The sequence below is a fragment of the uncultured Microbacterium sp. genome, from assembly GCF_963521645.1.
In the GTDB taxonomy this organism is placed as follows: Bacteria; Actinomycetota; Actinomycetes; order Actinomycetales; family Microbacteriaceae; genus Microbacterium.
In genome coordinates this window covers 49,532-72,772 of record NZ_CAUQVQ010000005.1, presented here as the reverse complement: position 1 = coordinate 72,772, position 23,241 = coordinate 49,532, and the positions used below count along the sequence as shown (strand labels likewise).

The following is a 23,241-nucleotide window of genomic DNA, read 5'->3' as shown; positions in this document are numbered from 1 at the left end:
TCGAATGCCGTCCCCACGGGGGCGGCATTCGTCGTTCGTGCTCGCGCGCCCGGTCGTCCTGCTTCGCCGGTCGTGGGGAGCGCTCGATCAGTCCGCGGCGTAGCGGCACGTGACCGATCCGCTGCCGGTCTGCTCGACGACGACCTCCCCGTTCCAGACGATCGCGCAGGTCACGTCCTGGTCGGAGGCGTCGGCGGGTGCCGTGACGGCGATCTGGGCCGAGTCTCCCGCCGTGGTGTACCGCTTCCAGCCGCTCGAGTCCCATTCCTCGTCGTAGGAGCGTGTGTCGTCGGCGAAGGAGACGTGGAACACGGGGCCGCCTGTCGCTCGCACCTCGACCTGAGCGAGGCCGTTGCCGCCGAGGACACCGGCGGACATGATGACGATCACGATCACATCCAGGACGATCGCGAGCGACGCTGCCGCCACGGATGGCGTGCTGCCGCGCGGTGCGGCGGCGCGGATGCCCAGGACGATCGCGACGATCGCCAGCAGGGTGGCGAGCACCGCCGCGGGGAGCACCGCCGCGACGGGGAGGACGAGAGCGATCAGGACGACGGAGACGACGAGCGCGAGGACACCGAGCCACAGGCCCGCCCGCGTGCGTCGCGGCCCGGTTCGCGGCGAGGTCCGATCGGTCGTCGCGGCGCTGTCGTGTGCATCGGACATGGAACCTCCCCGTCGTGGGTGCGTGCGATCGACCCGTCGTCACGCCCTCCGGCGGGACAGTCTAGCCAGAGGTCCCTCGCCACGGCCCCTCGTCCCGCGAGGGGGGGCGTCCGCATCCGGTCCGGCCGCGGAACCACGATTGTTCGAGGTATGCGAAAGGCCCCTGATCTGGATTTCTCCCGATCAGGGGCCTTTCTTGTGTCGCATTCTCGTTGCGGGGACAGGATTTGAACCTGCGACCTCCGGGTTATGAGCCCGGCGAGCTACCGAACTGCTCCACCCCGCGGCACGAGTTATAGCCTAACACGGGAATCGGGTGCGCGCGAATCGAGGCCACGGTGCGGCTCATGGGGAAGGATGTGAGCATGACGCAGACCGCTCCCGCTGCCACCTCAGCCGCCGTTCCCGTGGCCGTCTGCCAGTTCGCGCCCACGGCGCATCGGGAGGACAACCGCGACCGGATCGCTGCCATGGCGGCCGAGGCCGCAGGCAGGGGAGCGAGGCTGATCGTGTTCCCCGAATACTCGAGCTACTTCGTGAACCCCATGGATGAGACCCTCGCCACGAACGCCGAGGCGCTGGACGGCGACTTCGTGTCGACTCTGACGGCCCTCGCTGCGGATCACGGAGTGGTGATCGTGGCTGGTCTCGTCGAGCGGGCCTCCGAGGCGAACCGGGTGCGCAACACTCTCGTCGCCGTGCGCGGTGACGGGATCCTGGCGGTGTACCGGAAGCAGCATCTGTACGACGCCTTCGGCCAGACCGAGTCGGACTGGATAGAAGCGGGAGAGCTGGGTGCCGCGACATTCGAGGTGGCCGGGATCAGGTTCGGACTCATGACCTGCTACGACCTTCGCTTCCCCGAGGTGGCGCGCACACTCGTCGACGACGGTGCCGATGCGCTGGTCGTTCCCGCCGAATGGGTGCGCGGGCCCCTCAAGGAGCATCACTGGACCACGCTGCTGGCCGCGAGGGCGATCGAGAACACGACATACGTCATCGCAGCCGATCACCCCGCCCCGATCGGCGTCGGCCACTCGCAGATCATCGATCCCGCGGGCGTGGTGATCGCCGGCGTCGGCCTGGACGAGGGCCTGGCGATCGCGTCGGTCGAGCGCTCCGCCGTGGATCGGGTGCGTGAGACGAACCCGTCGCTGCGTGTGCGTCGATATGCGGTGGTGCCGCGCTGACGGCCGGGCCGCGCGTCAGAAGCTGGTGGCGAGACGCCGCGCTGCCTCTTCGAGGACGTCGACGCGCTTGCAGGCGGCGAAGCGCACGAGCCCTGAGACATCTTCTCGGTGCTCGTCGGAGACGAAGGCCGTGAGTGGGATCGCGACGACACCCGCCCGCTCCGGGAGTGTGCGGCAGAAGGCGGCGGCATCGGATCCGCCCATCGCGGTGGCGTCCGCGACGGTGAAGTAGCCGCCCTGCGGCGCGAACACGGAGAACCCCGCCGCTGCGAGGCCGGCCCCGAGGATCTCGTGCTTCGCGGCGAGAGCCGAGGCGGCACCGGTGAAGTACTCGTCGCCGAGCCGCAGACCGACGGCGACCGCGGGCTGCAGCGGCGAACCGTTCACATACGTCAGATACTGCTTCACGGTGAGCACGGCCGTGATGAGCGCCGCGGGACCGTGCACCCACCCGATCTTCCACCCGGTGGTGGAGAAGGTCTTCCCGGCAGAAGAGATCGTGAGCGTGCGGGGGCCCGCACCTGGCAGCGTCGCGATCGGGGTGTGCGGAGCATGGAATGCGAGGTGCTCGTAGACCTCGTCCGTCACGATCAGCGCATCATGCGCGTCGGCGAGGCGGACGATCTCGGTCAGCACCTCGCGGTCGAAGACCGCGCCGGTCGGGTTGTGCGGGTCGTTGACGAGGATGATCCGGGTGCGGTCGGTGACCGCCGCGGCGAGGCGTTCGAGGTCGGGCTGGAAATCGGGCGCCCGCAACGGCACCGTGCGCAGCTTCGCGCCCGCCAGGGCGACGGCCGCGGCATACGAGTCGTAGTACGGCTCGAACACGACCACCTCGTCGTCCGGGCCGTCGATCAGGGCGAGGATGCTCGCCGTCAGGGCCTCGGTCGCGCCGGCCGTGACGATGACCTCGCTGCCGGGGTCGACCTCGAGGCCATAGAACCGCTTCTGATGCTCGGAGATCGCGGAGAGGAGGTCGGGGATGCCACGCCCAGGGGGATATTGGTTCGCGCCGGACGCGATGGCGCTGCGGGCGGCGTCGAGCACCTCGGCGGGCCCGTCTTCGTCGGGGAAGCCCTGGCCGAGGTTGATCGCGCCGGTTCTCGCCGCTGCCGCGGACATCTCTGCGAAGATGGTGGGCACGACGGTTCCGTCTGACGCGAGCAGACCGGCTCCTGCTGCCGTACGCCGCCATGCGCCGGGAATGACACTCATGAAGAACAGGCTAAGGCCATAGCGGACACTCAACTCCGCCATACGAAACGCACAGACACAGGGGCCACTCTGGAGGAGCGTCGTTGAAGGAGCACACCATGAACGAAGACAACACCCAGGACCACTCGGCACCCGCGTCGAACGATGCCGTGCCGTCCACCGAGGCAGCAGAGGTCGTCGACCGTTCGACGAGCCAGGCCGCCGCTGAGACCCCGCGTACCGGTGCGGCGGACGTCGGTCAGGGCCATGAGATGCCTCCGACGTTCACGTCGCACCCGGCCTCGTCGGGCGCGCCGACGGCCGCGGCCGCGGCTCACTACCCGGGCGGCACCGCGCCGCGTCCGGAGTCCCCGTACGCCGCTCCCGGCGCGCCGACCGCGAACGCGGCCGTTGCGGCATTCGGAGTCCACCCCGCCGCGCAGCCGGGAATCGGCGGGGAGCCGGCGTCGGGAGCCCCCAAGATCAAGGAGAAGCCCCGCGCGGGTGTGAAGTTCGCCGCGATCGTGGTCGCTGCGGCGCTCGTCGGCGGTGTCGCCGGCTTCGGCGGCGGAGCGATCCTCAACGGCATCTCGCAGCAGAACTCCACGGGTGTCGCCCGGGGACCCGAGACCGTGACGGTGAACAACCCCGGTTCCGTGAACGAGACCACTGCGGTCGCGACCGCGGCTCTCCCGTCGGTCGTCACGATCGAGGTCGCGGGTTCGAGCGAGGCCGGCAGCGGGTCCGGGGTCATCATCAGCGACGACGGATACGTGCTGACCAACACCCACGTCGTCACGCTCGGCGGCGCGGTGGCGGATCCCACCATCCGCGTCACGACCTCGGATGGCCGGATCTTCGCGGCGACTGTCGTCGGCACGGATCCCCTCTACGATCTCGCGGTCATCAAGCTCACGGATGCGACCGACCTCACGCCGATCGACTTCGCGGACTCCGCCGACCTCAACGTGGGCGACACGGCGGTCGCGCTCGGCGCGCCGCTCGGACTGTCGAACTCCGTCACGACGGGCATCGTGAGCGCGCTGAATCGGAGCATCCAGATCGCGTCGGCGGCTCTGCCCGACTCGTCGTCGGAGGACGCGCCCCAGCAGGAGCAGTCCCCGGAGAACGGCCAGAACGAGGGGCCCTTCCAGTTCGATCTCCCGGGCAACACGGCACAGCCGACCTCGGAGTCGATCTCGATCGCCGTCATCCAGACCGACGCTGCGATCAACCACGGCAACTCCGGCGGTGCTCTCGTGAACAGCAAGGGCGAGCTCATCGGCATCAACGTGGCCATCGCGAGCTCGGGCAGCTCCGAGGAATCCGGGTCGATCGGCATCGGCTTCGCGATCCCCTCGAACGTCGCTCAGCGCGTCTCCGAGGAGATCATCGCGGACGGCGCGGCGACGCACGGCCTGCTGGGAGCGTCGGTGCAGGACGCCGCGAGCGCCGAGAACGCGGAGGTCGCGGGCGCACTGATCGCGAACGTGTCGGACGGAGGCGCGGCGGCGGCGGCGGGACTCAAGGCGAACGACGTCGTGACGGCGTTCAACGGGGTGCCCGTGACGAGCGCCACCGACCTGACGGCTCAGGTGCGTGCGGCGGCCGGCGGCAGCGATGCCACCGTCACGTACGTCCGCGGCGGCAAGGAGTACGAGATCGACGTCACCCTCGGCACGCTGGCCGGCTGACGACAGCCGCGCCGAGCACACGGCCACGGACGCCACCCCGCGATAGGCTCGCGGGGTGGCGTCCTTCTCTTTCGGCTCCGGCAACGCGGCCAAGCTGCTCAGGATCCCGCTCTATCTCTCCGGCCGGCTCGCGACGGCGCTGGTTCCGCGCGGCGAGCGCTGGGTCTTCGGATGCGGCGCGGGGATCGGCGACGGCGCCCTCGCACTGCAGAGGCTCGCGGCCGCACGAGGGCACGACACGCTGTGGCTCACGTCCTCCGAGCGAGAGCGCCGCGACGCCGAGGCGCTCGGCATCCGGACCCTGCCGAAATCGGGATTGCGCGGCTGGTGGGCGACCGCGCGCGCCGGGGTGCTCGTGGTGACCCACGGTCTGGGCGACGTGAACCGGTACGCGAACGGTGGGGCGTTCATCGTGCAGCTGTGGCACGGCATCCCCCTCAAGCGGATCGGCTTGGACTCCCCGGCGACCGTTCAGGTTCCCGACATCCCGGGCGCGCACCTCCTCAGAAGACTGGTCGCCCTGCTCTATCGCGGTGCGACTCGACGCATCCGAGTGCTTCCCGCGGCCTCGCACCGCGCGCGGGGACGCCTCGAGTCGGCCTTCGCGCTCGGCGACGATCGGGTGGTCGTGACGGGGGAGCCGCGGGTCGACGTGCTGTCCACCGGCACGGCGCCCGAACGCAGGAGCACCGCGACCGAGCGGATGCGCGACGTCGTGGGGGATCTGCCGCCGACGGCGCGGAAGATCCTGTACGCCCCCACCTGGCGCGACGGCGCCGCCGACCCTGCGGTGCCGACCGCCGAGCAGTGGATGCGCATCGTCACGGTTCTCGAAGAGCATGACCTCATCCTGCTGGTGCGTTCGCATCCGCTCGGAGCCGGCGCGTATGCTCCGCCGCTGCCGACCGAGCGTGTGCGCTCACTGGGGTCGGACCTGCTGTCGGACGTGACTCCGGTGCTCGCCGCCGTCGATGTGCTGGTGACCGACTACTCGTCACTCGCCTACGACGTCGGACTGCTCGCGATGCCGGTGCTGTTCCTCGCTCCGGATGCGGTCGAGTATGCGGCGACCCGCGGGTTCTACGGACGGTTCGAGGATGTGGCGGGAGACGGCTCCGCGCAGGACTGGGACTCCCTGCTCCCGCGACTCGTCGCCCTGCTCGACGACGACGCGGCGTTCGCAGACGCGTCCGGGAGGTCCGCTACGCTCAGCGCGGAGATGCATGCGTTCCGCGACGGACGCAACACCCGACGGGTGTACGAGACGATCCGAGCGCGGGGGATCCCCGCGCCGAAGGGAGCAGCATGACGACGGCCCGCATCGATGAGGCGGCAGAGACGCTGATCATCTCCGGGGCAGGGGCGCGCCCCGGCAGCGCAGAACTCGTGGGCCCACGCGCCCGCGTGTCGGCGCGCATCACGGGCGGCGGCAAGACATGGAAGGCGACGTTCCCGCTGAAGGCAGCGCGGTGGGGCGGGCCGGAGCTCCCGTTGCCGACGGGCGCGTACGACCTCCGCATCAGCGACGTCGACGTCGACGACCTCTCCGTCGCACCGACCGTGCTCGAGGGACTCCGCATCGCCGTCGACGAGGGCATCGCTCAGGTCGCGGCCCCGATCGACCCGATCTACGAGACCGTCGAAGGGCAGGCCACGCTCGAGGGGCGGTATGTCTCGCACCCCGGAGGCACCGAGAACGCCGTGTTCTTCGAGAGCTTCTACGGGCGCAGCGTCGGCTGCAACCCGCGGGCGATCGACCGCGCGCTGGCGGCAGCGGCACCCGACGTCGTGCGCTACTGGAGCGTTGTGGACCTCTCGGTCGAGGTGCCGGAGGGCGCCATCGCCGTGGTCGAGGGCAGCCCCGAGTGGTGGAGGGCACGCGCCGCGGCGCGGCTCCTGATCGTCAACGACTGGTTGCGACGGCGTTTCGCCCGCAAGCCGGGGCAGAAAGTGGTGCAGACCTGGCACGGCACGCCGCTGAAGCGACTCGCGCTGCACCGCCCGGGCTTCGATCCGAGGCGAATGGCGGCGGTCTTCAAGGAATCGCGTCGGTGGGATGTGCTCCTTGCTCAGAACGCGTACGCCGAGCGCATCCTCCGCAAGGCATACGCCTTCTTCGGCAGACCGATCTGGGTCGAGGGGTACCCGCGCAACGATGCGCTGATCGGCGGAGACGGCTCCGGCATCCGCACGGCACTCGGCATCGCAGACGATGAGCACGTGCTGCTCTACGCACCCACCTGGCGCGATGACCGCACGGAGATGGTCGACTTCATCGACCCCGAACAGCTCGCGCGGCAGACCGACTCCGTCGTGCTGGTGCGCGGGCACTCGCGCACGATCGACACGGGCCGCGATCGTGCGGGCGCGCGTGTGATCGACGTCACAGGGTTCCCGGAGACCGCGCAGCTGCTGCTCGCCGCCGACGCGCTGATCACCGACTACTCCTCGGTGATGTTCGACTTCAGCGTCACGGGCAAGCCGATGTACTTCCTGGTTCCCGACCTCGACCACTATCGCGGAGAACTGCGCGGCTTCTATTTCGATCTGGCCAGTCGGGCACCCGGACCCCTGGTGCGCACGCAGGACGAGCTCATCTCCGCTCTGGCCGACGAGTCGCACGAAGAGACCTACGCGGAGCGTTATTCCGCGTGGCGCGCGCAGTTCAACCGCCGAGACGACGGCGGAGCGGCCGACCGGGTCGTCGCACGCATCCTCGATCAGGGGTTCGTCACGCGGTGATCGCCGTGGCGGGGCGCCTCAGGGGAGAGGCGTGTTCTGCGTGCCGAGCCGTGAGGCGTCGACCGTGTCGCGGGCGCCCCGCAGAACACCGCCGATGAATCCGAGGCCCCAGGACAGATGCATCGTGGGGAGCACGAGCAGGGTCCACAGGCGCTGACGCGCCCCGCCTCCGCCGGGGAGGCATGCGACCGCGACGACGAGGGCCACGTAGAGCAGGATCGGCAGGTGCACCAGCAACGACAGGAGCGCCGACGGCCATCCGCTCACGACTCCCGTCATCTGGAGCGCGCCGATCACGACGGCGAGTCCGACGAGGACGACGAGTGCCGGGGGAGCGAAGTACCGGATGCCGTTGCGACGACCGAATCGGCGAACCAGCTCACCGCGCCACGCACCCGTCGCACGGAACTGCCGCGCGAGGCGGATCCAGCTCTCCCGCGGCCAGTAGGTCACGGACAGCTGCGGATCGAACCACACGCGGTGCCCGGCCTGACGGATGCGCAGATTGAGCTCCCAGTCCTCGCCGCGACGGATGGTCTCGTCGAAGAGCCCGACCTCGTCGAGCACCTCACGACGCATGACGCCGAGATAGGCGGATTCGGCTTCCCCTTCGTGGGTTCCCCCGTGATACGCACCCCCGCCGAGACCGACCGGGGAGTTGTACAGACGCGCGACCGCCTTCTGGAACGGTGTGCGGCCCTCCGCGTGCATGACCCCGCCCACGTTGGCGGCGCCGGTGCGGTCGAGGGTCGCGAGAGCACGCGCGGCGTATCCGGGCGCCAGTTCCGAGTGCGCGTCGACGCGGATGATCGTGGCGTATCTGCTCGCGCGGATCGCTGCGTTGAGTCCGACCGGGATGTGGGCGGCGGGATTGTCGACGAGGCGGATGCGCGGGTCGCTCGCGGCCAGGCGCTGAGCCAGCTGCGTCGTGCCGTCGGATGACGGCCCGAGCGCCAGTACGAGTTCGGCCGGGATGTCGAGCTCCTGCGCCAGCACGGAGGCGACGGCGTGCTCGAGGTACGCCCTCTCGTTCAGGACGGGCATGACGAACGACACCCCGGGAGCAGGGGAGTGGGCGTCGTCGTGGGGCACATGACGATCATGGCATGTGCTCGTCGGGCGTTCCCTGATTCGACGGGAGGTGGCGGGCCCTCGGTATCCTGGAGGGATGGGTGCCGTGTCGGATGCGAAGAAGGCCTACCGTCTGCTGAAGCGGGCGCTCGCCTCGCGGACCGCCGTGCAGCGTGTGCGCAGGCGGCTCGCAGACAGCGAACCGCATCAGCCGGGTCACTACAAGGTGGCGGTGTACTTCGCCGACGGCGCAGTGAACATGTACCAGATGCGGCAGTGGTACCGACCGCTCGCGGAGTTGGCGAAGCGGTGGCCCGTCGTGGTGCTCGCGCGCGCGGCGACAGGGGCCGACAAGCTCCTCGACGAGGATGCTCCGCCGGTGGCCTTCGTCCCGACGGTGCGCGACCTCGAGCGGTTCATCGCCACGCAGGACATCCGCATCGTGCTCTACGTGAACCAGAACACACGCAACTTCCAGATGTTCCGGTATGGCCGGCGCTGGCACGTGTTCATCAACCACGGCGAGTCCGACAAGATGTACATGACCACGAACCAGTACAAGGCCTACGACTATGCGTTCGTCGCGGGTCAGGCGGCACGCGACCGGCTGTCACGGACGCTGTGGGACTACGACATCGACAGGCGGACGCTCGAGATCGGCCGTCCGCAGGCCGACCACTACTCGGGTCGTTTGCCGTACACGCCGGACCACCGGATCGTGGTGCTCTATGCGCCGACGTGGGAGGGCGACCGTCCGAGCGCGCACTACGGATCCATCGCGACGCACGGCGAGGCGCTGGTCACCGCGCTGCTCGCCTCCCGCAGTCACCGCGTGATCTATCGGCCGCACCCGCGGAGCGGCGTGGTCGATCACCAGTACGGCGCCGCCCACAAGCGCATCGTCGCCGCCATCTCGGCAGCCAACGCGAGCGATCCCACGGCCCAGCATGTGTACGACCACGGAGCCGAGCTCGGGTGGCAGCTGGCGGCGGCCGACGTCGCCGTCGTCGACATCTCGGCGATGGTCTACGACAGGCTCGCCGTCGGCAAGCCGCTGCTGATCACTCGCCCGACCGACGAGCGCGCCTCGGTCGACACGAACGGCTATCTCTCCGACTGCGAGTGGCTCGAGGCGGAGGATGCTGCCGGCATCATCGACGAGGTCGAAAGGGTCCGCGGCGATGAGGCCGCCACCGCACGTCTGCGGATGTGGGTCCAGCACTACTTCGGCGACACCACCGCGGGAGTCGCGACCGAGAAGTTCCACGCCGCGATCGAACGGCTCATGCAGGAGTGGGATCACTGGAATGCGCATGAGGTCGGTGCGGTGCGCGGCGACGAAGACGATGACGACGACGAAGTCGACGACGAGGAGAGCTGATGATCGCCCTCCCGCGGGTCCGGGCGATCGCGCCGCGTGTCGAGGTGGTGGCCGAGGCCGGTTCGACGAACACCATGCTCCGCGAACGGGCTGCCGACGGCGATGCCTGGCCGCACCTGTCGGTGCTGCTGACCGACAACCAGACCGCCGGTCGCGGGCGGCTCGACCGGCGCTGGACCGCTCCCGCCGGCACGTCGCTCGCCGTCTCCCTGCTGCTGCGCCGACTGCCGGATGCCTGGCCCGCGCGAGGGTGGATACCCCTCGCGGCCGGCCTGGCCATGGCGGAAGCAGTGGCCGACCAGGTCGAGGGACGGGCGGTCACGGTGAAGTGGCCGAATGACGTCCTCGTCGACGGATCCAAGATCTGCGGGATACTCGCAGAGGCCGCCGAGCAGTCGGTCATCCTCGGGACCGGCATCAACGTCTCGATGACGGCCCTGCAGCTTCCGGTCCCGACCGCGACGTCGTTCGCGGTCCTCGGAGTCGAGGCGGACGTCGATCGGCTGCTGGAGCGGTACATCCTCGGCCTCGACGGCGTGCTCGGTCGACTTCGTGCGACGGGGGATGCACGGACCAGCGGACTCCATGCGGCGGTCACCGCGCGGTGCAGCACCCTGGGACAGGAGGTGGTCGTGCTGCTCCCGGAGGATCGCACGCTCGAGGGGACTGCGGTCGGCCTCGAGGACGACGGACGCCTCATCGTGAGCGACGGTGCGACCCTTCACGCCGTCGCGGCGGGCGATGTGGTGCATGTGCGGCCGAATCAGGGCTGACACGCCCGGCGCGCAGAACGCGATGTCGGCCGTGGCGGGCACAATGGGAGTGTGACCCAGCCCGTGACCCTCGGTGGTCGGCCGACGATGCCGCCGCCGGGTGTGCCCACCGAAGAGCTGCTCATCGCGCGCTTCCGCGGTCATGCTCGCCGCCTGTTCTGGTCCGCCCTCGTGCTGATCGCGGTGTTCGGGGCGACGGCCTACTTCTACGACAACCTGCCCGACCCATTCGAGAACTGGATGCTGCTGACGGCGGCGGGGGCGGCGCTCGTGCTGCTCGTGGTCGTTCCCTTCGTGATCTGGTACTCGCGGACGACCACCGTGACGACTCGCAGAGTGATCGTGACCCACGGGCTCGGTGCTCGCAGCCGCCGGGAGATGTCGCATGCCCGTGGCTACACGATCGGCGTCCGGCGGGGCATCGTCCAGCGCATGTGGGGCGTGGGGACGATCTCGCTCTCCAACGGCATCGATGCGCCGCTCCGGCTCGCGAACGTTCCGAACGTCACTCTCGTCCACGAGGCGCTCGCGGATCAGATCGAGGTCAGCCAGATCCTCGCGCATCGTGACGCCCAGTCGGGACACGATTCCTCGAGCGGCTACTGACCTCCGCCGACCGTCCGAGGCGATGCGTGCACCGCGCTCGTTCTGATGCGGGAGAATGGTCGGGACGAATGGAGGCGCACATGGCGCTGCGCGTGGGCGTGATCGGTGGGGGCCAGCTGGCCAGGATGATGATCGCACCCGCGGTCGAGCTGGGACTCGACCTGAGGGTGCTCGCAGAGGACGAGGGGATGTCGGCCCGACTCGCCGCGACGGCGATCGGCGACTACCGCGACCTCGAGGTCGTCCGCGCGTTCGTGAAGGACGTCGATGTGGTCACCTTCGACCACGAGCATGTTCCGCAGGACGTGCTGCGCGCGCTGGTCTCCGACGGTGTCGCCGTGCACCCGGGACCGGACGCACTGCAGTTCGCCCAGGACAAGCTGGCGATGCGGGCCAGGCTCGCCGAACTCGGCATCCCCCAGCCCGACTGGGCTCGCGTCGCCGATCCTGCCGCTCTGCAGGCCTTCCTCGACGAGCACGACGGACGAGGGGTCGTCAAGACGCCTCGCGGCGGATACGACGGCAAGGGCGTGCGTGTCGTCAGCTCGGCGAGCGACGCACAGGATTGGCTTGCGGCGCTCGGCGACGGAGAAGCGCTTCTCGTCGAGGAGCTCGTGCCGTTCGTGCGGGAACTCGCGCAGCAGGTGGCACGCCGGCCGAGTGGCGAGATCGTCGCCTACCCCGTGGTCGAGACCGTGCAGCGCGACGGGGTGTGCGCCGAGGTCATCGCGCCGGCCCCTGCAGCGGCCGGCCGCCTCGTGCAGGTCGCAGAGGACATCGGGCGTTCCATCGCGGAAGGGCTCGGGGTCACGGGGATGCTCGCGGTCGAGCTCTTCGAGACCGATGACGAGCGCATCCTCGTCAACGAACTGGCGATGCGTCCCCACAACAGCGGCCACTGGAGCCAGGACGGTGCGGTGACCGGGCAGTTCGAACAGCACCTGCGCGCTGTGGCCGACTTGCCCCTCGGCGTCACCGAGACCCGCGCGCGCTGGTCGGTCATGGTGAACATCCTCGGCGGGCCGCAGGAGGGTACTCTCGGGGAGCGCTTCTCCGGGGCGATGGCGGAGCACCCCGCGGCGAAGATCCACACCTACGGCAAGGACCCGCGACCCGGTCGCAAGGTCGGTCACGTCAACGTCTCGGGGGATGACCTCGACGACGTCGTCTACGTGGCACGTGCGGCCGCCGCCCATTTCGACTGACCGCGAGATGCGGTGCGAGACAGAGGCGTGCCGTTCGGGGTTTCTCTCAGCACCAGACCGTAGCCTGAGTGGGTGACTGAGCCATTGCATTCCTCCGCTGCGCCCCTCGTCGGTGTCGTCATGGGATCCGACTCCGACTGGCGTGTGATGAGCGACGCGTCGCAGGCGCTGACGGACTTCGCCATTCCACATGAGGTGGAGGTCGTCTCGGCTCATCGGACTCCGGACAAGCTCATGCAGTACGCGCGAGAAGCACGGTCCCGCGGCATCCGCGTGATCATCGCGGGCGCCGGCGGAGCGGCACACCTCCCGGGCATGCTCGCCTCGATGACCGCACTGCCCGTGATCGGCGTCCCTGTGCCCCTCGCGTACCTCGACGGTATGGATTCACTGCTCTCGATCGTGCAGATGCCTGCGGGCATCCCGGTCGCGACCGTCTCGATCGGCGGTGCCAAGAACGCCGGTCTCCTCGCAGTCCGCATACTCGGCGCCTCGGATGACGATCTCGCCGACCGCGTCGAGGCCTACGCACTCGACCTCGAGGCGCAGGTCGATGAGAAGAACGAACGGCTGAAGGGCTCACTGTGACTCTCGCGCCGCCGCGCGGCGCAGCGCGGCCGGTCATCGAGACGAAGCCGCTGCGCCACCCCGATTCCGCAGACCGCGCGCTCATGACCAAGCGCGGCTGGTGGCTCGTGCTGTGCAACGTGTTCGTTCCCGGATCCGCACAGGTGCTCGCCGGCAACAGGAGACTCGGCCGGGTCGGCCTCGGGGCGACCCTGCTCGCATGGCTGCTCGTCATCGTGGCGGCCGGGCTCGCGCTCTTCGCTCGACCCGTCTTCCTCTGGCTGACCGTGGGCGGAGGGTTCTTCTCCGCAGCGATCCTGACGCTCGTCCAGGTGCTTCTGATCGCCTACGTCGTGCTGTGGGTCGTGCTCACCTTCGACGCACTCCGACTGGTCAGACTCGTGAAGGTGCCGGGACTCTCGAAGCTGGCGATCCCTCTCGTGGCGCTGCTGATCCTCGGGCTGGTCGGAAGCAGCACGGCCTATGCCGCCTCGATCGTCGGCTCCGCGAGGAACACGATCAGCACGATCTTCGGGCAGAGCGGTCCGAGCCTTCCGCCGAGCGACGGGTACTACAACATCCTGCTCCTCGGCGCGGACAGCGGCGAGGGGCGCGACTCGATGCGCTACGACAGCATCTCCGTCGTGTCGGTCAATGCCGACACGGGAGCGGTCACGATCACCGGAATCCCGCGCGAGCTGCCCAACGCGCCGTTCAGCGAGGGCAGCCCGATGCAGGCGCTGTACCCGAACGGCTTCGAGGGCCACCAGTCGAGCGCGTGCGGATGGAACGGGTGGATGAACCACATCCGCAACGCGGCGGAGGTCTGCCGCGACGACAACGGCACGAACCTGTACCCGGATGCCGTGGCGAACGGCTCGGACCCGGGCATCGAGGCCACCAAGGACGCGGCCGAGGGAGTGCTCGGGATCGAGATCCCGTATTACGTCTTCGTGGACATGCACGGCTTCGCGGCACTCGTCGATGCGCTCGGCGGTGTCACGATCACCGCGACCGAACGACTCCCGAAGGGTGGGCCGCCGGAGGGAACGGATCCGTACGACGTCGAAGCGTGGGCCATCGGCTGGATCGAGCCCGGCGAGCAGGTCATGGACGGGGACACCGCACAGTGGTACGCGCGTTCGCGGTACACGACCAGCGACTGGGACCGGATGAAGCGTCAGCGGGAGCTGCAGGAGGCGATCCTCGCGCAGTTCACGCCGCAGACGGTGCTGACCCGGTTCAACGAGGTGGCGGCTGCCGGCACGGCGCTCATCAGCACGGACCTTCCTCAGGGCAAGCTGCCCGAGTTCTTCGAGCTCATGACGAAGGCGAAGGAACAGCAGGTGACGACTATCGAGCTGACACCGGAGAACGGCGTGGACGAACACACTCCTGACTACGGGTACATCCACTCGCTGATCCAGCAGTCGCTGCACCCGCCGACACCGACCCCGGTTCCCTCGCCCTGATCCGCGCACGGAAGACGGCAGCGTGCGCCGAGGTACACGCGCGCGAGCCCTCGCCGCGGCGCCGGGACGGACACGTCGTGCCCGATAGGTCGTGCGCGTTGCGGGGCGCACAGGAGTGAGCCCACGGGTGCTTCTCAGGAGTGAGAGCAGCCGTGGGCTGATGGAGTACACCCACGGCTGCTCCTCAGAAGATGAGGCGCAGCCGTGGGTCCCCGGTGAAGCACCGGAGTCGCCAGACGACGGTGATCGGAGGGGGAGGGATCACCGTCGTCCAGCCGACCCCCGCACGAGGCGGGAGCCTGGCCTATGCGCGCTGCGACTTGCGGCGCGCGATTCCAGTGGCGACGAGAGCGCCGCCCACCACGACAGCGGCTGCGCCACCGCCGAGGATCCACGGAGAGACCTCGGAACCGGTCAGCGCCAGCTCGAAGCCGCCCCCTGTGAGCGGAAGCTCGCTTCCGGCTGCGGCGACACCAGGGTCGTGGTGGCAGCTCACGGCCGAGTCGTGCCCTTCGGACACGGTGATCGTGGCTGTGTACGACCGAGTGCCGCTGAAGGCGAGGGCGTACGATCCCTCCCCATCGGCCGGCGGACGGAACGTGACCATCAGGCTGCCGTCGGCAGCCGCGGTGTTGCCCGAGACCGCGGAGGCTCCGGCGTCGAGACCCGACACCGAGACGCCGACGTTCTCCGACGGCTGGAAGTATCCCTCGCCGAAGACGACGGTGGACACCTCGCAGGTGTCGATGATCGGTTCCCCGACCGCGACGCGTGGCGTGTCCGCATACGAGTCGGAGTCGCCCGGTGCGGCAGTCGCGGCAGCAGGTGCCATGAGCACGAGCGCGCCGGCGGCAAGGCTGATTGCAGCCAGTTTCTTCAGCATGATTCTCCCCAGAAATACACGCGGAATCACACTCGAACACACCCCTGCGTTCGACTGTGTGAGCTCATCCCGTCCCCACGACAGGATCACTGAGCCCAGATATTCCCCAGTGGGGATGACACTACATCATCGCGGAACCAAAGTCACGATGCGCAACGCAGTTGTTCACGAGTGATCTCGGGGGAGCCGACCATCGGTGTGTGCTCGACCGAGGTCAGGCGCTCACCGGCCCCCGTCCCGGTGTATTCGACCGTGATCGTCGTCGATTCTCCCGGTTCCAGCAGCACGTCGTGCTGCACGGCCGTGCGATCGCCGAGACGAGCGGTCTGCACCGGTTCCTCCTCGCCGTCACGGTCGATGTGCGAGGGCGTCGCCCCCTCGGGGCCGTAGACCATGACGAGGGTGCGCAGGGAGCCGGGGTCGACTCCGAAGTACCCTCCACCGGTCACATACGGGGGGAGAGACCCCACCTCGGCTGCCGTGACGCCGTTCTTCCAGGTCACGCGGACCTGGGTGGTCGGCTCGCCGTCGCAGATCCCGACGGCGGTCGCGATGTCGGCTTCGGCGTAGTAGTCCATCTTCGCCCCGGTCGCGTCGTTGATGATGACACCCACGTGCACCTCGGTGTCGTCGGCGGGGAGGGTCCCGCCGAGACTGCTCGCTGCGAGGATCCTCTCCTCGTCCTCGTGCGCGCTCCAGATGCGGATGCGGTCCTCTTCGGCCGAAGTCGCGAGCGCCCCCACGAGCTTCCTCGGGTCGCCGCCGGAGAGCGCCGCGCCGAAGATGGTGCTCGCGGCCTGAGCGAAGATCTGGTCCTGAACGGCAGGGTCGGGAACGGCCGCGTAGATCTCGGAGAGCAGGAGGCTCACGACGTTGTCCTCATCGGCCGTGAACGGTCCGAACGGGAGGGGGCCGGTGACTGCGAGCAGGTGCTCGGTCATGACGGCGTCGACGGCGATCACGCCGTCGACCGGAGTTCCGAAGCGGTCCTGCCAGCGGCCGGCGATCATCGGACCCGCCTCGGTGAAGTCGGGGATGCTCGTGATGTTCTGCAGATAGCGCCCCGGGCGGTCCTCGAAGAGCGCTGTGGTCGATTCGCTCAGCGGGAGAGCCACGTCGAGGGCGGGGAAGTCCAGAGTCGATGCCTGCTGGATCAGGCTGATACGACCGCCTTCCGCGTGCAGCAGCGCGATGGCTCCGATGATGCCGCCGGATGATCGCAGTTCGGAGTTGTTCTGCATCGCGATGACGTAGTTCCTCGGTCCCTCGCCTCCCAGCATGCTCGGAAGCAGAGCGGCAGCCCCGTGAAGGGATCCGACGACCGTCGCGGCCTCGGTCACCGCGGTCCGCATCTCGCGCACGGCATCGGCGAGAGGGGGGAGCGTGCCGTCGGCGTCGATGCGCAGCGCCTGGGATTCGGCCGCGGTCAGCGTCGCGCTCGCATCCGCGAGTGAGGGTTCGATCCGCTGGAACGGCGCGAGATCGATCGCCCCGTTCGAGAACCCGAGGCTCGCGAGGTCCATCTCGCCCGCCACGTCGAGCACGGGCACGAGCGCGTCGCCGGCGATGTCGTCGACGATCTCCGAGATCTCGCTCACGGCCGCGAAGTTGGGCCCGAGCCACGGGACGACCGTGAACGCGCGCCACACGGGATCGGACGTGAGCCCATGGGCAGAGCCTGCGTGATGGGCGATGCTCTTCGCGAGCGACTCCGCTCCGTCGAGATCGCCCTCGCCGATCGCCGACTTGAGCTCGGAAGACGACGAGGCGACCTGCTGCAGATCGTTCACGGCTCCGATGCCGCGCACGGTCACCCACCCGATCGCGAGGACGAGCAGCGTCAGGATCGTGCCGATGGTCCATTTCAGCCATCGGCGCTTCACAGGAAGTCGTCCGTCACTCACGTGAGCATTCAAGCATGAAGCAGGATCCCGGCCTAGACGGCGGTCGATCCGCGTCGTCGCCGCGATCCTCCGACGCTCCCGACACGGTGGCCGTTACTGTTGTGGCATGAGTGCTCGGCTGCGTGTTGTCCTCGATCAGCTGACGCACGTCGTCGATCCCGATCAGGCAGCCGCGTCCCTCGAACTCGCGGACGGACTCGTGCGCACGGCGCCGGCGGGATGCGATGTCGAAGCGATCGTGCCCGCCGGTGCGGAGCCCTCCGTGAACGGTCTGGCCGCAGTGCGGCGACTGCCGCTGGCCCGCCGCGAGCTGGCCGGCTCCTGGCAGCTCGGATTGACGCAGGGCGTCGGGGGAGGGCTCATCCATTCGTCGACGTTGATGGCCCCGCTCGTGCGGCACGATCGTGTGCACGATCACGATCAGACGACCGTGACATCGTGGGACCTGCTCGCCTGGGATGCCCCGGGGGTGCTCTCCAAGTCCGCCGTCTCCTGGCAGCGGGCGATGCTGAAGCGCGCCGTGAAGCACGCGGATGCGGTGGTCGTCCCTTCGCATGCGATGGCTGCGCGACTCGGCGAGATCGCCAAGCTCGGCGACCGCATCCGCGTGATCGCCGGTGCTGCCCCGAGCGGTTTCATCGTGCCCTTCGACGCCGTCGCGCGACGAGGAGCGCTGTCGCTGCCGCAGGGGTTCCTCGCCCTGACGGGGTCTGAGCGATCCCTCGAGGCGGGCTTCCGGGCGGCAGTCGCGGCAGGCGTGCACGCGGTCGTCCTCGACGTCGCGGAGGGGACGGAGCCGCGTGTCGCGGAGATCGCGGTGGCCGCTGGCCTCCCCGAATCGCGCGCTCACATGCGCGGCGCTCTGTCGCGTGACGATCGTGCCGCGGTCCTCGCCGGCGCATCCGCCCTCGTCGCCACGAGCGAGGTGCACGCGTGGCCGTGGCGTGCCGTCGAGGCGATGACTCTCGGCGTTCCGGTGATCGCGGTCGAGAGCCCCGTGCACCGTGATGTGATCGCCGATGGCGGGGCGATCGTCGCCGTCGGCGACATCCCTGAGGCGGTCGTCGACGCTCTCGGCGCCGGTTCCCGGCGGCTCAGCGTGCTCGGGGCCGACCGCTCGCGCGCCTTCTCCTGGCTCGGCGCTGCCGAACGGGTGTGGGGGCTGCACGCCGATCTGTGAGCCGCGGCTCCACGTCAGACGCGCATCAGCTCGACGGCGTCCTTGCTCGGACCGTCGTAGCGGATCTTTCCGTCCTGGAGCAGGATTCCGCGTTCGCACAGGTCCGAGACCATGTTCAGATCATGGCTCACGACCACCAGCGTCTTGCCCTGCGCGTGCAGTTCGCGGATCCGCGCGAGGCACTTGCGCTGGAAGGGCTCGTCGCCGACGGACAGGATCTCGTCGATGAGCAGCACGTCGACATGCGTGTGGATCGCGACCGAGAACGCGAGGCGGAGGAACATGCCGGAGGAGTAGTGCTTGACCTCCGTGTCGATGAACTTCTCGATCTCGCTGAACTCGACGATCGAATCGAACTGGTCCTTGGTCTCCTGCTTGGACATGCCGAGGATCGCGGCATTCAGGAAGATGTTCTCGCGTCCGGAGAGGTCGGGGTGGAACCCGGCGCCGACCTCGATGAGTCCGGCGACGCGACCACGCGTGCGCACCTGCCCCTCGTCGGGGCGGAGGACTCCCGAGATCAGCTTGAGCATCGTCGACTTGCCGGAGCCGTTGAAGCCGAGCAGAGCCACAGCCTCGCCCTCCCCGATCCCGAAGGACACGCCGTCGAGAGCCTGGAAGTCGGTGGTGAGCGGCTTGCGCCGCATGGCCGCCACGAACGTCTCCTTGATCGAGTGCGTGTGACGGAGCTTGAAGTGCTTGTGCACGTCCTCGACGAGGATGCGAGGCGTGTCAGAGATCCTGGGCAAAGCGACCCTCCAGTCGGCGGAACACGAGTTCGCCGATGATCAGGATGACGATGGACACGGCGAGAGCGATGAGGGAGTGGAGCCATAGCGAGGGCAGCGGCTGTGCGTTCGCGGGATCGAGCGCGTGCCAGATGCCGTAGTGGAACAGCTCGACGGCTCCCGTGATGGGATTGAGGGCGTACAGCTGGAAGAGCCACTCGGGCACCTTCGACTGCACCATCTGCCACTGGTACATCACCGGCGATGCCCAGACCGACACCATCACGATGATCTCGACGAAGCTCTGCGCGTCGCGGAACGTGACGTTGATCGCACCGAAGAGCAGGCCGAGCCCCGTCGCGAGAAGCGCGATGATCACGAGCCCGAGAAGGAGTGCGCCGATGCCGACGAACGTCGGCGTCCACCCGAAGAAGAGGGCGATGACGACCACGACGATGATCTGCGGGACGGTGTTGATGGCGGCGACCATGGTGCTCGCGACGGGGAACATCTGCCGCGGGAAGTAGATCTTCTTGATGAGCGCCGCGTTGTCGACGAGGGATCGCGTGGCGTTCGAGAAGGACTCGTTGAAGAAGGTGACCGCCGTGATGCCGGACAGCAGATAGATCGGGTAGTACTCGATGCTGTCGTTCAACCGGAGGAACACGCCGAGCGCGAAGAAGAAGACGAGGAACTGGATCAGCGGCTTGACGTAAGACCACAGCCATCCGAGCACGGAACCGCGGTAGCGGATGCCCACCTCTTTGCGGACGATCAGGCTGAGAAGGTAGCGGCGCCGGAACACGTCGAGCAGTCCGGTGCTTCCGCCGGGCTGGGTCAGTCGCAGCTCATCGGGCACTGATGTGTGAGACACGGGCGTTCTCGTCACCTCCGTCAGACGTCCGGTTCGGGTGGAACGCCTCACCAATCATAGGTTCTCGTGCCGTCGGCATGCTGATCGTGGCCGCGCGCGGTGTGTCGGCGGGCGCTCAGGCGAAGCTCGATAGGATCGACGCCGGCGACCGACATGCGGTCGCGCTGTCAGAAGGGTGCTGCGCACATGGGATGGATCGACCTCGGTCTGGCCGTGCTCGTCACCGCAGGTATCGTCCTCGTCCCCGGAGCGATCGTCGCGCTGCTCCTCGGTGCACGGGGACACGTGGCGTGGGCGCTCGCCGCGCCCGCCGGAACCACGATCATCGTCCTCGCCGCTCTCGCCGCCCCCGTCGTCGGCGTCGGCTGGGGTGTGCTGCCGGTGCTCGCAGTGACGGCGATCATCGCCCTGATCGCTGTGGTCCTGCGATTCATGCCGTGGTTCTCCGCGTCGGCGCTGCGAGTGGATGCACGTCTCGGCCGTGCGGGGCTGCTGGCGACCGTGGCCGCAGTCGTCGTACTGGCGACGCAGCTGCTGGTCGTGATCGGCGCGCCCGACAACATCTCGCAGACCTTCGACAACATCTTCCATCTCAACGCGATCCGCTACGCCCTCGACACGGGATCCGTGTCGCCGCTCACGATCGGCTCGATGACCAGCGCCGAGAGCGGCGGACTGCCGTTCTACCCGTCGGGCTGGCATGCAGTGGCGTCGCTCGCCGTGCAGCTGACCGGCGTGAGCATCCCGGTCGTCTCGAACGCCGTGATGATCTTCTTCGCCGGACTCGTCTGGCCCGTGTCGATCCTGCTCCTCACTCGCGTCCTCTTCGGATCATCGACTGCCCACGTGGTCGTGGCCGCCGCCATCAGCGCCGCGATCCCCGCGTTCCCCCTCCTGCTGGTCGAATACGGCGTGCTCTTCCCGTACATGATGTCCTTGAGCATGGTCGGGGTGCCGCTCGCCCTGATCGTCTCGGCCGCGGCGCGTGAGTCGTGGAGCGAGCGATGGCCGCTCGCGGTCGGAGCTCTCGGCTCGATCCCCGCGATCGCAGTCGCGCATCCCGGCGGATTCGTCGCGCTCCTGGTCTTCACGACCGTGATCCTCCTCGTCCTGTGGCTGCGGCTGCTGCTCGGACACGCGTCGAAGCGAGCGAAGATCGTGTCTACCGTGTGCGCCGCGGCGTACACCGCCATCGCGCTCGCGGCCTGGTACGTCCTGCGCCCGCCCATCGACGCACGCTCGTGGCTGCCGACCGAGACGGTGGGGCAGGCTGTCGGCGAGGTGCTGACGGCCTCGGTCTGGTTCGGTCCGGTCAATCTCGTGGTCGCGGTCCTCGTCATCACAGGTCTCGTCGTCTGCCTGCGGCGCAGGTCGACCACGGACTGGATTGCCGTCGGGTTCTTCCTCGCCGCTGCGGGACTGTACATCGTCGTGTCCGGGCTGCCGTACCTCGAGCAGCGGGACATCCTGACGGGCGCCTGGTACAACAACGCACCCCGCCTCGCGGCGCTCCTGGCATTCGCCTGGGTGCCTCTCGCCGCCGTCGGCGGTGCGCACCTCTGGACGATCGCGTCGCGATGGAGCGGGAGGATCGCGAGGCCGGGCCTGCGACGCGCCGTTCTCGTGATCGGCTCCGCGCTCCTCCTGGTCGTGGTCCCGCAGCTGGGCGCCATGCGTCAAGCGGTGGCGAGTGCGCACGGGTCGTTCGCGACGACCGACGAGTCTCCTCTGCTCACCTCGGACGAGCTCGCGCTGATCGAGCGACTCGACGACGAGGTGCCCGAAGACGCCGTGATCTTGGGCAGCCCGTGGACGGGCACCGCTTTGGCATACGCCTTGGCCGATCGTCAGGTGGTCATGCCGCACACGCTCATGGACATCACGGACGAGATGTCGACGCTGCTCGACCGGCTGGATTCCGCTCCGGCGGGGTCGGCGGAGGTCTGTTCCGCGCTCGACGACCTCGGCGTCGAGTACGTGCTCGACTTCGGAACGCAGGAGATCAACGACGGCAAGCACCCGTACAGAGGACTGGACCGACTACGGACATCTCCGTCCGTCGAGAAGGTCGATCAGGTCGGGGAGGCCGTGCTGTACAAGGTCGTGCTCTGCGGATGAGCACGACGGACGACGACCGCGGATCGCGCGTTCGTGAGGAGGGAAGAGCATGACCCTGGAGATCTTCGTACCGTTCTGGGGAGACCCTGCGCTCCTCCGGGAGACGGTCGATTCCGTACGCGCGCAGCGTGACCAGGACTGGCGTCTGATCGTCATCGACGACTGCTATCCCGATGAGACGGTGCCCGAGTACTTCGCGGCCATCGACGACGAGCGCATCACCTACATCCGCAACCAGACGAATCTCGGCATCACGGAGAACTACCGCGAGGCGATCCGCCGCGCCACGACCTCGCACATCACGATCCTCGGCTGCGACGACCTGCTGCACCCCAACTACGTCGGGCTCATGAAGCGAGTGATCGAACGTCTGCCCGACGTCGACGTCATCCAGCCCGGCGTGGAGGTGATCGACGAGAACGGGACCGTGATCCGTCCCCTCGTCGACCGCGTGAAGCAGGGCCTCCTGGCACCGCGCGGCGGCGAGGGGATCGCACTTCTCGCCGGTGAGCGCATGGCCACGAGCCTCATCCGCGGGGACTGGCTCTACTGGCCGTCGCTCACGTTCCGGACGGCGACGCTCCAGCGGATCGATTTCCGCGACGGACTCCCGATCATCCAGGACCTCGCCCTGCTCATGGACATCGCGTTCGAGGGCGGCTCGCTCGCATTCGTGCCGGAGCTCGCATTCTCCTACCGACGTCACGGTTCGAGCGCGTCGCAGAAGACCCTGCTCGACGGCCGGCGGTTCCGCGATGAGCGCGCGTATTACGAGATCGCCCGACAGCTCGCACACGACAAGGGGTGGCAGCGCACGGGCACCACTGCGCGCGTGCGGCTCATGTCGCGTCTGCACGCCGTCACAGAGCTCCCCGGTGTCATCCGGCACGGGAATCGCGCTGGGCTACAATCGACGCTGGCGCACATCTTCGCCGTCTGATCACGGAACGGCGCGCCCGATCGCCGCGCCGACACACCCGCAGGAGGCTC

20 protein-coding genes and 1 tRNA gene are annotated in these 23,241 nt (G+C 68.7%); 13 read left to right on the top strand and 8 right to left on the bottom strand.

From position 1 onward, the window contains the following. Positions 1–87: 87 nt before the first annotated feature. Positions 88–669, bottom strand: a complete 582-nt coding sequence (locus RWO82_RS02800; RefSeq protein WP_314423008.1) for a hypothetical protein — start codon at positions 667–669, stop codon at positions 88–90. Between the two features lie 212 nt (positions 670–881). Continuing rightward, positions 882–955: transfer RNA gene (locus RWO82_RS02795), tRNA-Met, on the bottom strand. 79 nt (positions 956–1,034) lie between these two features. On the opposite strand from RWO82_RS02795, the gene RWO82_RS02790 reads away from it, so the two are divergent. After that, entirely contained in the window at positions 1,035–1,859 is an 825-nt protein-coding gene (locus RWO82_RS02790) for a carbon-nitrogen hydrolase family protein (RefSeq protein WP_314423005.1), read from the top strand. A gap of 15 nt (positions 1,860–1,874) precedes the next feature. On the opposite strand, the gene RWO82_RS02785 is transcribed toward RWO82_RS02790, so the two are convergent. Then, positions 1,875–3,074 carry an aminotransferase class I/II-fold pyridoxal phosphate-dependent enzyme gene (locus RWO82_RS02785; RefSeq protein WP_314423002.1) on the bottom strand — a complete coding sequence of 400 codons (1,200 nt, stop codon included), beginning with the start codon at positions 3,072–3,074 and terminating at the stop codon, positions 1,875–1,877. 98 nt (positions 3,075–3,172) lie between these two features. On the opposite strand from RWO82_RS02785, the gene RWO82_RS02780 reads away from it, so the two are divergent. The 3 genes from RWO82_RS02780 to RWO82_RS02770 are packed head-to-tail and all read left to right on the top strand — an operon-like array spanning position 3,173 to position 7,489. Then, positions 3,173–4,747, top strand: a complete 1,575-nt coding sequence (locus tag RWO82_RS02780; protein WP_314422999.1) for a trypsin-like peptidase domain-containing protein — start codon at positions 3,173–3,175, stop codon at positions 4,745–4,747. Between the two features lie 55 nt (positions 4,748–4,802). Then, complete coding sequence (locus tag RWO82_RS02775; RefSeq protein WP_314422996.1) at positions 4,803–6,056, top strand: CDP-glycerol glycerophosphotransferase family protein; 1,254 nt, start codon at positions 4,803–4,805, stop codon at positions 6,054–6,056. Then, positions 6,053–7,489: a CDP-glycerol glycerophosphotransferase family protein gene (locus RWO82_RS02770; RefSeq protein WP_314422993.1), complete on the top strand. Its 1,437-nt coding sequence runs from the start codon at positions 6,053–6,055 to the stop codon at positions 7,487–7,489. The genes RWO82_RS02775 and RWO82_RS02770 overlap by 4 nt, the downstream gene beginning before the upstream one ends. A gap of 18 nt (positions 7,490–7,507) precedes the next feature. Here the strand turns inward: RWO82_RS02770 and RWO82_RS02765 are convergent, their stop codons facing one another. Beyond that, the gene (locus RWO82_RS02765; protein WP_314422990.1) at positions 7,508–8,581 is read right to left on the bottom strand and encodes a glycosyltransferase family 2 protein; all 1,074 of its coding nucleotides are present in this window, start codon (positions 8,579–8,581) and stop codon (positions 7,508–7,510) included. A gap of 76 nt (positions 8,582–8,657) precedes the next feature. Here RWO82_RS02765 and RWO82_RS02760 point away from each other — a divergent pair, with 76 nt between their 5' ends. From RWO82_RS02760 to RWO82_RS02735, 6 genes are all read left to right on the top strand, one after another. Next, on the top strand, positions 8,658–9,941 hold the full coding sequence (locus RWO82_RS02760) for a CDP-glycerol glycerophosphotransferase family protein (RefSeq protein WP_314422987.1): 1,284 nt from the start codon (positions 8,658–8,660) through the stop codon (positions 9,939–9,941). Continuing rightward, complete coding sequence (locus RWO82_RS02755) at positions 9,941–10,714, top strand: biotin--[acetyl-CoA-carboxylase] ligase (RefSeq protein ID WP_314422984.1); 774 nt, start codon at positions 9,941–9,943, stop codon at positions 10,712–10,714. The genes RWO82_RS02760 and RWO82_RS02755 overlap by 1 nt, the downstream gene beginning before the upstream one ends. 87 nt (positions 10,715–10,801) lie before the next feature. Then, complete coding sequence (locus RWO82_RS02750) at positions 10,802–11,320, top strand: PH domain-containing protein (protein ID WP_314423035.1); 519 nt, start codon at positions 10,802–10,804, stop codon at positions 11,318–11,320. Between the two features lie 68 nt (positions 11,321–11,388). Next, positions 11,389–12,525, top strand: a complete 1,137-nt coding sequence (locus RWO82_RS02745) for a 5-(carboxyamino)imidazole ribonucleotide synthase (protein WP_314422981.1) — start codon at positions 11,389–11,391, stop codon at positions 12,523–12,525. Between the two features lie 120 nt (positions 12,526–12,645). Beyond that, entirely contained in the window at positions 12,646–13,113 is a 468-nt protein-coding gene (gene purE / locus RWO82_RS02740) for a 5-(carboxyamino)imidazole ribonucleotide mutase (protein ID WP_314423032.1), read from the top strand. Then, positions 13,110–14,564: an LCP family protein gene (locus tag RWO82_RS02735; RefSeq protein WP_314422977.1), complete on the top strand. Its 1,455-nt coding sequence runs from the start codon at positions 13,110–13,112 to the stop codon at positions 14,562–14,564. The genes purE and RWO82_RS02735 overlap by 4 nt, the downstream gene beginning before the upstream one ends. A 304-nt stretch (positions 14,565–14,868) precedes the next feature. Here the strand turns inward: RWO82_RS02735 and RWO82_RS02730 are convergent, their stop codons facing one another. Continuing rightward, the gene (locus tag RWO82_RS02730) at positions 14,869–15,447 is read right to left on the bottom strand and encodes a hypothetical protein (protein ID WP_314422974.1); all 579 of its coding nucleotides are present in this window, start codon (positions 15,445–15,447) and stop codon (positions 14,869–14,871) included. A 143-nt stretch (positions 15,448–15,590) separates the two neighbouring features. After that, positions 15,591–17,351 carry a DUF4012 domain-containing protein gene (locus RWO82_RS02725; protein WP_314422971.1) on the bottom strand — a complete coding sequence of 587 codons (1,761 nt, stop codon included), beginning with the start codon at positions 17,349–17,351 and terminating at the stop codon, positions 15,591–15,593. A 106-nt stretch (positions 17,352–17,457) separates the two neighbouring features. Here RWO82_RS02725 and RWO82_RS02720 point away from each other — a divergent pair, with 106 nt between their 5' ends. After that, entirely contained in the window at positions 17,458–18,531 is a 1,074-nt protein-coding gene (locus RWO82_RS02720) for a glycosyltransferase (protein WP_314422969.1), read from the top strand. A 14-nt stretch (positions 18,532–18,545) separates the two neighbouring features. Here RWO82_RS02720 and RWO82_RS02715 read toward each other — a convergent pair whose 3' ends face one another. After that, positions 18,546–19,280 carry an ABC transporter ATP-binding protein gene (locus tag RWO82_RS02715; protein WP_314422966.1) on the bottom strand — a complete coding sequence of 245 codons (735 nt, stop codon included), beginning with the start codon at positions 19,278–19,280 and terminating at the stop codon, positions 18,546–18,548. Beyond that, positions 19,264–20,133: an ABC transporter permease gene (locus RWO82_RS02710; protein ID WP_314422963.1), complete on the bottom strand. Its 870-nt coding sequence runs from the start codon at positions 20,131–20,133 to the stop codon at positions 19,264–19,266. Before RWO82_RS02710 ends, RWO82_RS02715 begins: the two co-directional genes overlap by 17 nt. Before the next feature lie 186 nt (positions 20,134–20,319). On the opposite strand from RWO82_RS02710, the gene RWO82_RS02705 reads away from it, so the two are divergent. Together RWO82_RS02705 and RWO82_RS02700 are read left to right on the top strand one after the other, a co-directional pair. Continuing rightward, a complete protein-coding gene (locus RWO82_RS02705; RefSeq protein WP_314422961.1) occupies positions 20,320–22,251 on the top strand; it encodes a DUF6541 family protein in 1,932 nt (643 codons plus the stop codon). Between the two features lie 49 nt (positions 22,252–22,300). After that, the gene (locus RWO82_RS02700; protein ID WP_314422958.1) at positions 22,301–23,191 is read left to right on the top strand and encodes a glycosyltransferase family 2 protein; all 891 of its coding nucleotides are present in this window, start codon (positions 22,301–22,303) and stop codon (positions 23,189–23,191) included. Positions 23,192–23,241 lie beyond the last annotated feature (50 nt).